13 protein-coding genes are annotated in these 13,665 nt (G+C 64.6%); 3 read left to right on the plus strand and 10 right to left on the minus strand.

The genetic code is table 11. The annotated features are described in order from the left end of the window. Window positions 1-83: 83 nt before the first annotated feature. From U741_RS0109365 to U741_RS0109410, 10 genes are all read right to left on the minus strand, one after another. Window positions 84-317 (minus strand): LapA family protein, encoded by a 234-nt coding sequence (locus tag U741_RS0109365; protein ID WP_029890213.1) that lies wholly within the window; start codon window positions 315-317, stop codon window positions 84-86. Window positions 318-366: 49 nt separating this feature from the next. After that, the gene (locus U741_RS0109370; RefSeq protein ID WP_029890214.1) at window positions 367-807 is read right to left on the minus strand and encodes a ClpXP protease specificity-enhancing factor; all 441 of its coding nucleotides are present in this window, start codon (window positions 805-807) and stop codon (window positions 367-369) included. Continuing rightward, window positions 804-1,415: a glutathione S-transferase N-terminal domain-containing protein gene (locus tag U741_RS18375; RefSeq protein ID WP_084154771.1), complete on the minus strand. Its 612-nt coding sequence runs from the start codon at window positions 1,413-1,415 to the stop codon at window positions 804-806. The genes U741_RS0109370 and U741_RS18375 overlap by 4 nt, the downstream gene beginning before the upstream one ends. Before the next feature lie 61 nt (window positions 1,416-1,476). After that, a complete protein-coding gene (locus U741_RS0109380; protein WP_029890216.1) occupies window positions 1,477-2,238 on the minus strand; it encodes a cytochrome c1 in 762 nt (253 codons plus the stop codon). Window positions 2,239-2,240: 2 nt separating this feature from the next. Next, window positions 2,241-3,479 (minus strand): cytochrome b, encoded by a 1,239-nt coding sequence (locus U741_RS0109385; RefSeq protein ID WP_052378668.1) that lies wholly within the window; start codon window positions 3,477-3,479, stop codon window positions 2,241-2,243. Next, entirely contained in the window at window positions 3,479-4,075 is a 597-nt protein-coding gene (gene petA / locus U741_RS0109390) for a ubiquinol-cytochrome c reductase iron-sulfur subunit (protein WP_029890218.1), read from the minus strand. The genes U741_RS0109385 and petA overlap by 1 nt, the downstream gene beginning before the upstream one ends. 143 nt (window positions 4,076-4,218) lie before the next feature. After that, window positions 4,219-6,534, minus strand: coding sequence for a TonB-dependent receptor (locus U741_RS0109395; protein WP_084154772.1), 2,316 nt, complete (start codon window positions 6,532-6,534; stop codon window positions 4,219-4,221). A gap of 41 nt (window positions 6,535-6,575) precedes the next feature. Further along, on the minus strand, window positions 6,576-7,955 hold the full coding sequence (locus U741_RS0109400) for a sigma-54-dependent transcriptional regulator (RefSeq protein ID WP_029890220.1): 1,380 nt from the start codon (window positions 7,953-7,955) through the stop codon (window positions 6,576-6,578). Between the two features lie 12 nt (window positions 7,956-7,967). Further along, window positions 7,968-9,545: a sensor histidine kinase gene (locus tag U741_RS0109405; RefSeq protein ID WP_029890221.1), complete on the minus strand. Its 1,578-nt coding sequence runs from the start codon at window positions 9,543-9,545 to the stop codon at window positions 7,968-7,970. Further along, window positions 9,533-9,745, minus strand: coding sequence for a hypothetical protein (locus U741_RS0109410; protein WP_152551560.1), 213 nt, complete (start codon window positions 9,743-9,745; stop codon window positions 9,533-9,535). The genes U741_RS0109405 and U741_RS0109410 overlap by 13 nt, the downstream gene beginning before the upstream one ends. Window positions 9,746-9,922: 177 nt before the next feature. Here U741_RS0109410 and sucC point away from each other — a divergent pair, with 177 nt between their 5' ends. The 3 genes from sucC to U741_RS0109425 all read left to right on the plus strand — a co-directional run bounded on the left by sucC (window position 9,923) and on the right by U741_RS0109425 (window position 13,657). After that, the gene (gene sucC / locus U741_RS0109415; RefSeq protein WP_029890223.1) at window positions 9,923-11,092 is read left to right on the plus strand and encodes an ADP-forming succinate--CoA ligase subunit beta; all 1,170 of its coding nucleotides are present in this window, start codon (window positions 9,923-9,925) and stop codon (window positions 11,090-11,092) included. 5 nt (window positions 11,093-11,097) lie between these two features. After that, window positions 11,098-11,964, plus strand: a complete 867-nt coding sequence (gene sucD, locus U741_RS0109420) for a succinate--CoA ligase subunit alpha (protein WP_029890224.1) — start codon at window positions 11,098-11,100, stop codon at window positions 11,962-11,964. A 64-nt stretch (window positions 11,965-12,028) separates the two neighbouring features. After that, the gene (locus tag U741_RS0109425; RefSeq protein WP_029890225.1) at window positions 12,029-13,657 is read left to right on the plus strand and encodes an NAD+ synthase; all 1,629 of its coding nucleotides are present in this window, start codon (window positions 12,029-12,031) and stop codon (window positions 13,655-13,657) included. Window positions 13,658-13,665: the final 8 nt, after the last annotated feature.

Consider the following 13,665-nt stretch of genomic DNA (forward strand, 5'->3'; position numbering starts at 1 on the left):
GTCAGAACAAGTCACAACGGTTTTGAAAGCAACCGGACGGACCATCAACCCACGCCGTGTCGATGACGAGCCCAACCGCACCTTCAAGTCGGACTCCGCGGCTCCCGCGTCGACCCACGAATCCACGACTTGATCAACGACACCAGCGACCCACCGGTGAGCATGCCCAGAAAGTAAATCACCACGATGGTGATCGACAGCGGCGTACGCATCTGCCAGTGCAGGAACGACACGGTGATCGCACCCAGATTCTGTAAGGTGAACACGAAGATCACTGCAGAAATCAGGATGATCAGGATCAGGTAAATGAATCGCATAGGGCCTCCGCTGGCATGTCGGCGGGCCGCGCGCAGGCTTGTGATCGCCTTATTTCACGACCCGCAAATGTGAACGTTTGGATTTGCCCTCGTCGCCGCTGGAGGGCGGTGGCGGGGTGGTCGGTCGCGGGCCGTCACCGGGTGGCGGCGCGCTGGGGTCGGCAGGATCGGCGTGTTCAACTTCACCGAAGACCACGCCCTCACCATTCTCGCGGGCAAAGATGGCCAGCACCGCGCCATAGGGCACCAGCACCTCCTGCGAGCGACCGCCGAAGCGGGCGCTGAACCAGACCATGTCGGCCAGCAAATTGAGGTTGACCACGGCGGTCGGGCTGATGTTGAGCGTGATCCGCCCGTCTTTGACGTAGCTCAGGGGCACCTTGACCCCGGGGAAATCGGCGGCCACCAGCAGGTGGGCGGTGAAACCATGTTCCAGGGTCCAGTCGTAGATCGCGCGGACAAGATAAGGGCGGCGGCTGCGAGCTTTCATAATGGAACCGAGTGTACTGCAGCCCGCCGCATCAGGGCCGAGTAGCAGGCTTCGACGCGGCTCGCGAGCGAGGCGGGCAACGCCATGTCGGCGCGTAGCCAGCCCGGCAGTAGTGCCGCCAGTGCCGTGTCGCCGAGGTGCAGCCCGGGGGCGATGGCCAGCCCCTTGGCGCTCATCAGCGGCGCCAGTGTCAGCAACATGTCGCGGCAGGCATCGGTTTTGCCGGTGGCAGCTTTGCGCGCCTGTGCCTGCCACAGCTGCGACAGCAGGAGCCGCATGCGCGCACGGCCGGCAGGATCTGAGGGCATCAACGGCGGGTGCGGAAAGCGTTCGTTGAGGTACTCGACGATGATGCCTGCCTCAACCACGCAGACTTCACGGTCGAGAAGCATCGGCAGGCGCATGCCGGGGTTGAGGGCGATCAGGTCTTCGGGAGGCCGCCTGACATCGACCGCCTCAAAGTGGGCGTCGTGCTGCAGTTTTTCGGCCAGCACGATCCTCACCCAGCGCGTGGCAGGGTCCGCTTCCAGGCCGAAGACCCGCAGGGGCCGGAACGGGGCGGCGCGGACCCGTCGTTTGGGGGTGACGCCCATAGAAAAACCGCTCATGGCTGGGCCATGAGCGGCTTAAGGCGGGCAGTGACGCCGTACGGAGAAGGCGGCCGCACGGTCAATGAATGTCGCGCCAGTACTCTTTCTTCAGCAGGTAGGCAAGGAAGGTGAACACCAGCAGAAAGAGCAGGACCTTCACGCCCAACTGCTGACGACCGGCCCGTCCTGGCTCTGCGGCATAGGCCATGAAATTGACCAGATCGCCCACAAATGCCTGATATTCCTTGGGTGACAGCTGGCCTTCAGTGGCCAGCTCAAGGCCGTTGGGCGAACCGCCGCCGTGACCATCGTCGTCGGCCGCCGCGTCACCTTCTTCGGCGTCGGGCTTGACCTGCCATCCCTGGAGCTCCCACAGCACGTGCGGCATCGAGGCGCCGGCGAGCACGGTGTTGTTGACGCCAAGCGGCCGCTCGGCATCGACATAGAAGCTCATCAGGTAGCTGTAGACCCACGACGGCGTGCGTGCACGAGCCGTCAGTGACAGGTCGGGCGGCTTCTGGCCAAACCAGCTGGCGGCACCGTCGGCACTGGCCGCCATCATCATGTCGCCGGTCGCGTCAGTGTTGAACATCAGGTTGGCCTGAAGCATTTCTTCCGGAATGTTCAGGTCGTCCCCGACGCGGCTGTAGCGCATCAGCTTCATTGAGTGGCAGGCCGCGCAGTAGGCGGTGAAATTGCGGGCGCCGCGTTGCAACGATGCGGTGTTGCCGGGGTCGGGCGAATAGCTGAACGGCATCGCACCACCGCCGGCTGCAGTGGCAGCGGAACTGGCCATGAGGCCCAGGGCGAGCGCCCCTGCAGTCAAGAACAGACTTTTCATGTTTACCCCGTCACCCGTTCTGGCTCGGGCTTGGTTTTTTCGATGGAGGTGTAAAAGGGCATCAGCAGGAAGAAGGCGAAGTAAATCACCGTGCCGACGCGCGAAATCAAGGTGCCGAGACCCGACGGCGGCTGCAGGCCGTAGTAGGTCAGCAGCACGAAGGCGACGGTGAACACCCCGAGCGCAATCTTCGACAACATGCCCTTGTAGCGGATCGAACGCACCTTGGAGCGGTCAAGCCACGGCACCGCAAACAGGATGACCACGGCAGCGCCCATGGTGATGACGCCCATGGCCTTACTGGGGACCGCGCGCAACATCGCGTAGAAGGCACCGAAGTACCACGCCGGGGTGATGTGTTCGGGCGTGACCAGCGGGTCGGCGGGGATGAAGTTGGGACGTTCAATGAAGTAGCCGCCGCCATCCGGGGCGAAGAACACCACGCCGAGGAAGATGATCAGGAAGCCGCCCACGCCCACCAGGTCCTTCACGGTGTAGTACGGGTGGAAGGCGATGCCGTCCAGCGGCTTGCCGCTGGCGTCCTTGTTCTTCTTGATGTCGATGCCGTCGGGGTTGTTGGAACCCACTTCGTGCAGCGCCATCAGGTGCGCGACCACCAGCCCGACCAGCACAAAGGGCAGGGCGATGACGTGCAGCGAGAACAGTCGGTTCAGGGTTGCATCAGAAGGAATGTAGTCCCCCTGTATCCAGATCACGATGTCGTTGCCGATCACCGGAATGGCGCCGAACAGCGAGATGATCACCTGTGCCCCCCAGTAGCTCATCTGGCCCCAGGGCAGTACGTAGCCGGCGAAGGCTTCGGCCATCAGCACGACGAAAATCAGGCAGCCGAAAATCCAGATCAGTTCGCGCGGCTTCTTGTAGGAGCCGTACATCAGCGCCCGGTACATGTGCAGGAACACGACCACGAAGAAGGCCGAGGCACCGGTGGAATGCAGGTAGCGGATGATGTTGCCAAACGGCACGTCCCGCATGATGTATTCGACGCTGTCAAAGGCCAGCTCGGCCGACGGCTTGTAGTGCATGGTCAGGAAAATGCCGGTCAATAACTGATTGACCAGCACCACCATCGCCAGTGAGCCGAAGAAATACCAGAAGTTGAAATTCTTCGGGGCGTAGTACTCGCTGATGTGATCTTTCCAGATCTTGGTCAGCGGGAAGCGGTCATCGATCCAGCCGAGCACGCCAGTGGTTTTATAAGGGTTGGGAACGATCGCCATTAGCCAACATCCTTCGGGTCTTCGCCGATCACCACCATGGTGTCGGACTCGTAGCGGTGCGGGGGCACTTCAAGGTTGAGCGGGGCCGGCACGCCGCGATACACCCGGCCGGCATGGTCAAACATCGAACCATGGCAGGGGCAGAAATAGCCGCCCTTCCAGTTGCTGTGAATCTCCGGTGCCGGATGGTCGGGACGGAAGGTGGGTGAGCAGCCGAGGTGGGTGCACGAACCGACCATGACCAGCACTTCGGGCTTGAGCGCGCGCGCGTCGTTCTGCGCGTAGCTGGGCTGCTGCGGTTGTTCGGAATCGGGATCGCTCAGTTCATCTTTGATCTCGCCGAGGCTGTCCAGCATCTCGGGCGTGCGGCGCACCACCCAGACCGGCTTGCCGCGCCAGGCCACGGTAATCCGCTGGCCGGCTTCCAGGGCGCTGATGTCCTGGACCACCGGGGCACCGAGCGCCTTGGCGCGTTCGCTGGGCTTCAGAGAAGCCAGAAAGGGCCAGGCCGCCGCCACGGCGCCTGCACCGCCGACAACCACAGTGGCCTGGGTCAGGAAGCGGCGACGGCCGCCATCCACGCCTTGATTGCTCATCGACTGATAAACCTCATGAACTAACGAAAGGAGTCGACGCAGACCTGAACGGGGTGCCGGCACGTCGAGCCGCAGAAGTATACCGGCGCGGCGGCGGCTAAGAAACTGCCTTGACGCGCTGACCGCACAAATTCGCGGCCAGATCAGCCGCCGAACGCGACCTCGACGCTCAGCACCACCGACCGTGGCGGGTTGAACAGCGTGAGAATGCCGCCGCTGTTGGGTGTCTCGAATACCGCGCCGGGTTTGAGCTCGTTGGTCAGGTTGTTGCCGATCAGCGACAGCCTCGGTTGCCCGGGCAGCGTCGCCAGCGTGAGGTTGACGCTGGCCCCCAGCAGTCCCAGCGGTGGATGCGCGTAGGTGTGCGGCAGGTTGTTGAAGTTGCGGTTTTGGTAGGTGTACGACAGCGAACCGTTCCACACCCGTCGCCCGCCCGGGTCACCGGCCCAGGCCAACAGTGCCGAGCCCGAGAACGGCGAGGTGCCCGGCAGTTCGCTGCCGGCCGGGGCCGGACCCTGGAAGTCATCGAAGAAGGTCGTGGTTTCGGCGTCCACATAGGCGCCGTTGAGCACCACCGTAAAACCGGCCGGCAGCAGCCAGTCAATGCTCAACTCCACACCCTGGTTGCGCGCGCCGCCCACGTTGTCCGAATAGGCGAACGCGCCGGTGAACTCGCGCTGCTGGATTTGCAGGTCGGTCCAGTCCAGGTAGAACACCGTGGCATCGACCTGCAGCGAGCCGTCCAGCCAGCGGGTGCGCACGCCCAGTTCGTAGTTCCAGATCTCGTCTGAATCGAAAAACAGTGGCACATCGGGGTCGCGCGTCGGGTTCTGGTTGGCGCCGGCATAGCGAAAGCCTTTCACCGCCGAGGCGAACACTGACAGGTCATCGCTGTAGATCCAGCGCAGAGTGAACTTGGGGTTGAACACCGTTTCGCCGATGTTGCCCACATCGCGCCCCACGGGCACCGCGGCTTTGCCGGGCAGCGCGCCAATCACCTGCGGCAGCAGGCCGGGCAGCAGCACCGTGCTCAGCCCTTCGGCGGCGATGACGGTGGTGCTGATGTCGGCCTCGGTGGTCTGGCGGAACAGGCGCCCACCCAGCCCAACCTCCCAGCGTTCACCGAGGCTGCGGGTCAAGTCGGCAAAGACGGCGTGTTCTTCGGCATCGACCTGGGCGCGCAGGCGAATCAGGCCGCCGCTGGGCAGGGTGCCGATGGTCAGTTGCAAAAATTGATCGGCAGCGGTGTAGAAATACCCGGTCACCAACGACCAGTCGCGCAGCAGCCACAGCGCCGAATCGGTGGGCGCACTTGTCACCCAGCGCAGCTCGGCGCTGGGCTGCTGCGATTCGACCACCGTGTCGCCAAAGGTGCCGACGCCCACCGACGCGGTGCCGATGAACTGGGAATAGTCGAGATTTTGCGGATAGTCCTTGTCCAGGTGGCTGACGATCAGCGTGAGGCTGGAGGCATCAAAGGCCCATTCGGCGTCGGCCAGCAAAACGTTGGTGGTCGATTCCAGCTCGTCCGGCAAAAAGCGCTGGCTGTGCTCGGGGCTGCGGTCGTTATTGCCAAGGGCGCCGTCGTCTTGGTCGGTGTCGCGACGCAGCAGGCTCAGGCCCAGCGCCAGGCGGTCGCTGGCCTGCCAGTCAAGCAGCGCGCGAAATTGGGTCGAGCCGGTGGCATTGATGTCGTCCTCACCCGAGCGCAGGTCGCGCACGTAACCGGGCCGCTCGTTGACCGTGCCCACCACGCGTAGCGCCAGGTCATCGTTGATGCGTTGGTTCCACAGGCCGTCGTAGCGCTGGATGAGGCCATCGCTGCGCGCCAGCACGCCGACGCCCGCGCCCAGCTTGCCGTAGCTGGACTCGGTGTCGGGTTTGTTGGGCACGTAGCGGATGGCGCCCGACAGCGCCGAGCCGCCAAACAGCGTGCCCTGCGGACCCTTGAGCACTTCCACGCCCATGTCGAACGGATCGAGGTTGGGCTGCGGCCCGAGAATCGACGGATTAACCAGCGCCACATCTTCATAGAACAGCCCGAAGGTGCGGGTGAAGAAGGTGAAAAAGGTGTCGGTGGACACGCCGCGGATGATCACCTGTGCGGCCTCCGGGTCCAACCCCGGCGTCACCGCCACGCCGGGCGAGAAGCGCAGGATGGCCTCCAGATTGGTCGCGCCGATGTCGCGCAGTTCATCGCCGTCGAAGGCGTCGATGCTCAGGGGAATGTCGCGAATGTCGGTGGACCGTTTGGTGGCGGTGACAACGATCTCTTCGATGACCCGGCGCGCGGGGGGCGCTGCCACGGACGCAGCCTCGGCGTCCTCCAGCGGCGGCGCTGCGACCGTGCTGACGGTGGGCGGTGCCTCGGCGTCCTGGGCTGATGCCATCGGGCTGAGGGCCGCAATGGCCATTGCCAGGGCCCAGCCCGACAACGATTGACGCGCGTTTCTCCCCATTGTCTTTCTCCGTTCCCCAACGGCGGCCTGGTCGGGCCAATTTATGCGTCTATCTTGAGCTTTTTGATCCGGTAGCGCAGCGCACGAAAGCTCATCCCCAGCAGCGCGGCGGCACGGGTCTTGTTGAAGCGTGCGCGCTGCAGGGCATCGACAATCGCGCGGCGCTCGATGGCCTCGACCTGATCGCCCAGCGACGCGTCTTCGGCGACCATGGCCTCGGGTTCCGGCTTGGTTGCTGTCGGTGCGGCGCGGGCCGAAAGCGTGGCAGGCCGGAGCTGCAGATCGTGGGCGTCAATCGCACCGCCATCGCTCAGCGTCAATGCGCGCTCGAGAATGTTCTCCAGCTCGCGCACATTGCCGGGAAACGGGTAAGCGCACAGCGCGTCCAGCGCAGCGCGAGTGACTGCGGGAACCTGTGGCAATCCATGCCGCGCGGTGAGCAGCGCCAGTCCGTGTTCAACCAGCGCGGGAATGTCTTGTGCGTGATCGCGCAGCGCCGGCGCATGGACCTCGATGACATTGAGCCGGTAGTAAAGGTCTTGTCGAAAATGACCACGCTGCACGGCCTCGTCCAGCCTCTGGTGGGTGGCCGAGATGATGCGCACGTTGACCGGCTGCTCCAGCTCGGCGCCAACCGGGCGCACTTGCCGCTCTTGCAGGGCGCGCAGCAATTTCACCTGCATGGCCAGCGGCAGGTCGGCCACTTCATCGAGGAACAACGTGCCGCCCTCGGCAGCCTGGAAAAAGCCGGCCTTGTCGCGCACGGCGCCGGTGAAGGCGCCTTTCAGGTGGCCGAAGAATTCGCTCTCCATCAGATCGGGTGGAATGGCCCCGCAGTTGACCGGCACGAACGGCGCCTTGGCGCGGGCACTGCAACGGTGAATCTGCCGCGCCACCAACTCCTTGCCGGTGCCGGATTCGCCGCTGATGTGCACCGGTGCCTGCGAGCGCCCCAGCCGCTGGACCAGCGCGCGCAGCGCCACCATGCTCGGGTGGGTGCCGAGCAGCGTTGGGTCTTCGGTATCGGGCGCGGCGCCTTGCGGACACAGGGCCAGTGCATCGTGCACCAGCCGGCGCAGCACGCTCAGATCCACCGGCTTGCTGACAAAATCAAAAGCGCCGGCCTTGAGGCTTTCCACGGCCAACTCGGTGTTGCCATGGGCGGTGATGACCGCCACCGGCAGATCGGGATAGTGGCCGTGCAGGTGATGCACCAAATCCAGCCCGCTGCCATCGGGCAGGCGCATGTCGGTGATGCAGAAATCAAACGCCTGCTCGGCCAGTTGTGCGCGCGCCGCCGCCACGCTGCCGACGGCCCGGGTCTGCAGGCCCATGCGCGACAGGGTGATTTCCAGCAGTTCGCACAGGTCGGCTTCATCGTCGACGATCAGCACGCGGCGGGCAGGGGTTGAAGAGGGCATGGTGGGGCGTGCTTACGGCGGTGTGCTGGCGAAGCGGATGCGGAAACGCGTGCCGCGCGGCTGGTCAAGGTAGCGCAGCTGGGCCTGGTTAAGCTCGCAGAGTTCGCGCGACAGATACAGCCCAAGACCGATGCCGCGCGGCGAGGTGGTGACGAACGGTTCAAAAATGCGCTCGCGCATCGCCCTGTCGATGCCGGGACCGCTGTCGCAGATGTCCAGCCAGGTGTTGCCGCGGTTGTCGCGACCGCTGAGGACGTCCACCGGCTGTCCGGGCGCGTGTTCGGCGGCGTTCTCCCAAAGGTTGTGCAGCACCTGCTGCAGGTGCGCCGGGTCGCAACGCACCTGACGTGGGACCCGAGCCGGGTGAAGTTGAATGGTCTGCTCAGTGGTTTGCGGCTGTTCGCGATACGCCACCAGTGCCTGCTCGACGCTGCGGTCAAGGTCGATCACTGGCAGGGCATGGTCGTGCGGGCGCGCCAAGTCGAGCACATCACGGACGATACGGTCGATGCGCGCGCCATGGCGCTGAATCATGTCCAGCAGCTTGTGCTGATCAGGTGCCAGTCGGGCGTCTTCGGCCAACAACTGGCCGGCCTGGGTGATGGCCGACAGCGGGTTGCGAATTTCGTGCGCAATGCCGGCGCTCAGCCGTCCCAATGCTGCGAGTTTGAGTTGCCGCGCTTGTTCCTGAAGCTGCCAGGCGTCATCGAGCAGGATCAGCGTCGCCCGGCGCGGCCCCTGTCCCAGCGGCGAAAAGCGCGGCACCACTTCGCGGTCATGCCCGGGAATGGCGATGGGCCCCTGCGCCAGTGCGCTGCCGCCGCGCCACACCTGCCACGCCTGGGCCAGCGCGGGCGCAACCCGATGCAGCGTGTGCTGGTCGGTGGTCGGGGTGCCCAGAAAATGTCGCGCCGCCTGGTTGGCAAGCCGCAAGGTGCCGTCGGCGTCGACCACGACCACGCCGGTTTGCATGGTGCCGATGATGCTTTCATTGAGCTGCGACAGGTCGGCCAGCTCGGTGCCGGCCTGCACGGCTTTCTCTTCACTGCGCCGCGCTCGCGCGGCGACGGTTGAGGCTGCGGCGGTGCTGGCGAACAGCATCAGGCCAAGCACGCCGGTACTGGTGATGTCGGGCGTCGACAAAGGCCGTCCCATATGGCGATAAAACTCCTCGCCAAACATCAGCAGGCTGCCGAATGAGGCGCAGACCAGGGCCATGCGCGGACTGAGAATCAGCGCCGCCACGATCATTGGGGTGATCAGCAGAATGCCCAGGCCGCTCTGGATGCCACCCGTGGCATAGACCAGCGCCGCCACGCCCAGCGCATCGACCACAAACTGCACGCCCATCTGCAGGCTGCTGCGCGGTGTGCGGTAGAGCACGGCGGCCAGCATCAGCAGGGCAGCGATGGCGTAGGCCTGGCTGACCTGTCGAAACAGCGCGGCGTCGACCTGCTCGAAAACCTGCAGGCTGATGCCGAATTCCAGCGAGCCCAGCAGTGCGCCGATTAGCACCAGTCGGTAAAGGGTCAGTGCCCGCAGCGCGCGCCAGTCTTCGATTCCGCCGCTGCGCAGGATTACTGGTGGCATTCGGGGCAAACGCCGCCGGCATCGAGCGTGACTTTGGGCACATGCACGCCGCAGTGCGGGCACTGGGTCATTACCTCGAATGGGTCGGCGTCGGGGTCGTTGTCGCGAGGGCTGCCAGGCCCGCGAAGTTGGCGCAGGCCGATGCGCAGCAACTGGCCGATGATCAGCAATGCGGCAATCAGCAGGATCAGTCTGAACATCAATCGGTCCCCCGGAAAGGTTGGCGCGTGCATGTCGCGTCGGTGTGGTGTGCAAAGTGCAGCAACGGTCGACGTTGGAAAATTGTGCACTGTGTGGCCAATCGTCGGCACCCGGTCAGTGGCGGCGCTGGGGCACTTCGTCCAGAATGCGCGCTCATTTCCGCACCCCAGACCGTCATGAACCTTCACGAGTATCAGGCCAAAGAGATATTTGCGCGCTACGGCATTTCAGTGCCGCAGGGGGCTTTGGCGACCAGTCCCGAGCAGGCGCGTGCCGCGGCCAAGTCGCTCGGTGGGGATCGGTTCGTGGTCAAGGCGCAGGTGCATGCCGGCGCACGCGGCAAGGCCGGTGGCGTGAAACTCGTCGAAGGGGTCGATGCGGTTGAAGTCACGGCCAAAGCCATGCTGGGGACCCGTTTGGTCACCAAGCAGACCGGCGCCGACGGCTTGCCGGTCAACAGTGTTTGGGTCGAAAAACCCTCGAACATCGCCCGCGAGTTGTACGTGTCGGCGCTGGTGGATCGCACGTCCGAGCGCATCGTGCTCATGGCCTCGGCCGAAGGCGGCATGGACATCGAAGAGGTCGCCGAAAAGACCCCCGAGAAGATCATGTCGGTGCACGTGCATCCGGCCGCCGGTCTGCAGCCCTACCAGGCGCGCCAGCTCGGCTTCTTCATGGGGCTCGACAAGGACCAGACCGCGCAGTTCACCCAGGCGCTGCTCGGCATTTACCGCATCGTTGCCGAGCTGGACGCCAGTCAGGTCGAGGTCAACCCGCTGATCGTCACCGCCGAAGGCAAGATCATGGCGCTGGATGCCAAGGTCAATTTCGACAGCAATGCCATGTACCGGCAGAAGGCCGTCGCCGAGATGCGCGATACCAGCCAGGAAGACGCGCGTGAAGTCGAGGCCACCCGCTTCGACCTCAACTACGTGACCCTGGAAGGCAGCATCGGCTGCATGGTCAACGGCGCGGGTCTGGCGATGGCGACCATGGACATCGTCAAGCTGCACGGCGGCCAGCCCGCCAATTTCCTCGACGTCGGCGGCGGCACCACGGCCGAGAAGGTCACCGAGGCCTTCAAGCTGATCACCCGCAGCGACGACGTGAAGGCCATCTTCATCAACATCTTTGGCGGCATCGTTCGCTGCGACCTGATTGCCGAAGGCATCATCCAGGCGTGCAAGCAGACCGGTCTTAAGCTGCCTGTGGTGGCACGTCTGCAGGGCACCAACATGGAGAAAGGGCGCGAAATGCTCGAATCCAGTGGCCTCAAGATCACCCCGGTTTCCGACCTCACTGAAGCCGCCAAAACCGTTGTCACCCTCGCCAATCAAGGGGCCTGAAGCACATGTCGATTCTCGTCAACAAGACTACCCGGGTCATCTGCCAGGGCTTCACCGGCAAGCAGGGCACCTTCCATTCCGAGCAGGCGATTGCCTACGGCACGCAGTTTGTCGGTGGCGTGTCGCCGGGCAAGGGCGGCAGCAAGCATCTCGACCGGCCGGTGTTCAACACCGCTCATGATGCGGTCGCCGCCACCGGCGCCGAAGCCTCGATGATCTACGTGCCCGCCGCTGGCGCGGCTGACGCGATTCTTGAAGCGGCCGATGCCGGCATCAAGGTCATCGTCTGCATCACTGAAGGCATTCCGGTCAACGACATGGTCAAGGTCAAGGCGGCGCTGGCGGGCCTCGACTGCGTGCTGATCGGGCCGAACTGCCCCGGCATCATCACGCCGGGCGAATGCAAGATCGGCATCATGCCCGGCCACATTCACAAGCCCGGCCGCATCGGCATCGTCTCGCGCAGCGGCACGCTGACCTACGAAACCGTCTACCAGACCACCCAGAACGGGCTGGGCCAGAGCACCTGCGTCGGCATCGGCGGTGACCCGGTGCGCGGTATGGGCTTCATCGACACCATCGCCCTGTTTGAGGCCGATCCGGCGACCGACGGCATCATCATGGTCGGTGAGATTGGCGGCAGCTCGGAGGAAGAGGCGGCCGAGTACATCAAGGCCAACGTCAAGAAGCCGGTGGTGGCCTACATCGCCGGTGTCACGGCGCCCCCCGGCAAGCGCATGGGCCATGCCGGCGCGATCATCGCCGGTGGCAAGGGCACGGCCGACGAGAAGTTCGCGGCGCTGGAAGCGGCAGGCGTCAAGACCGTACGGTCACCGGCCGATCTCGGCGCGGCGATGAAGGCCCTGCTGTAATCAGGGATTGCAGTGACTCAAAGGCTCGCAGCGCGGGCCTTTGACGTTTCTGGAGCAAGTACACATGCAAGCTGAGACCCGCTGGGCGCTGGCACAACTCAACCTCTGGGTCGGGGATGTGGCTGGCAATGTCGACAAGATCATTCAATTCGCCACCGAGGCGCGTGACCGCCACGGCGCCAGCCTGTTGTTGTGCCCGGAATTGGCGCTGCTCGGCTATCCGCCCGACGACCTGTTGCTGCGCCGGGGGTTGCCGGCGCTGATTGCAGAAGGTCTGCAGCGCCTGCAGGACAGCGTGCACGGCATCACGGTGGTGGTCGGTGGCCCATCCTATGAAGGGGAGCGGCTGTTCAACGCCGCATGGGTGCTGCGTGATGGACAGCGTCTGGCCACCTATCGCAAGCAGCACCTGCCCAACTATGGCGTGTTCGACGAGCGCCGTCATTTCGCGTCCGGGGATGCGGCCTGTGTCTTCGAACAGGACGGCTTTCGCGTGGCCGTGACCATCTGCGAAGACATTTGGACGACCGAGGCCTGCGCCCAGGCGCGCGCCGCCGGTGCCGAGGTGATCCTGACGCTCAATGCCTCGCCATTCGAGCAGGGCAAGGCGGCTGCGCGTTTGAGTGTGGCGCGTCAGCGCGTCGCCGAAACCGGCCTGCCGCTGGTCTATCTCAACGCCGTCGGCGGTCAGGATGAAGTGGTCTTCGACGGCAACGCTTTCGCGCTGGGCGCTGACGGACAGGTGACGGCCCAGGCGCGACCCTTCGTTGAAGAAGTGACCCCCCTGCAGGTGCGCCGTGACGCGGAGGGCCGCGTGACCTGCCACGGTGAATCTCACCCGGCACCGGGTGACGATGCCCTGCTGTACAGCGCCCTGGTCCAGGCCACCCGCGATTACGTGAATCGCAACGGGTTCCCGGGTGCACTGCTGGGCATGTCAGGGGGGATTGACTCTGCGCTGGTGGCGGCCATCGCCACGGATGCCCTGGGGGCCTCGCGTGTCTGGGGGGTGTCGATGCCATCGCGCTACACGCTGGACATGTCGAATGACGACGCACGAATCGAGGCCGAGGCGCTGGGTATCCGTTACGACCGCATCGCCATTGAGCCGGCCTTCGAGGCCTTCACCGATCTTCTGGCGCCGCTGTTTGATGAGCGCGCCGCGGACGTGACCGAAGAAAACCTGCAGTCACGCTGTCGTGGCGCATTGCTGATGGCGCTGTCGAACAAGTTCGGCCACATGGTGCTGCCCACCGGTAACAAGTCGGAGATGGCAGTGGGCTACGCCACGCTTTACGGCGACATGTGCGGTGGCTTTGCGCCGCTCAAGGACGTCTACAAGCAGCAGGTCTACGCGCTGGCGCGCTACCGCAACACCCTGGGTGAGGTGATTCCCGAGCGGGTGCTAACCCGCGCGCCTAGCGCCGAGTTGCGCGCCGACCAACGTGATGACGATTCACTGCCGCCCTACGAGGTGCTTGACGCGATTTTGCAGCGCTACGTGGAGGCGCAGCGTTCGATTCCCGACCTGATTCACGAGGGCTTCGACGAGGCCGACGTGCGCCGCGTGGTGAGTCTGGTGCGCCGCTCGGAGTACAAGCGTCGCCAGTCTGCACCGGGACCCAAAGTCACGGGCCGGGCGTTCGGCCGTGAGCGGCGCTATCCGATCACGGCGCTCTACGGCGATATTTGAGGGCAGGG

This window comes from Polycyclovorans algicola TG408, assembly GCF_000711245.1.
In the GTDB taxonomy this organism is placed as follows: Bacteria; Pseudomonadota; Gammaproteobacteria; order Nevskiales; family Nevskiaceae; genus Polycyclovorans; species Polycyclovorans algicola.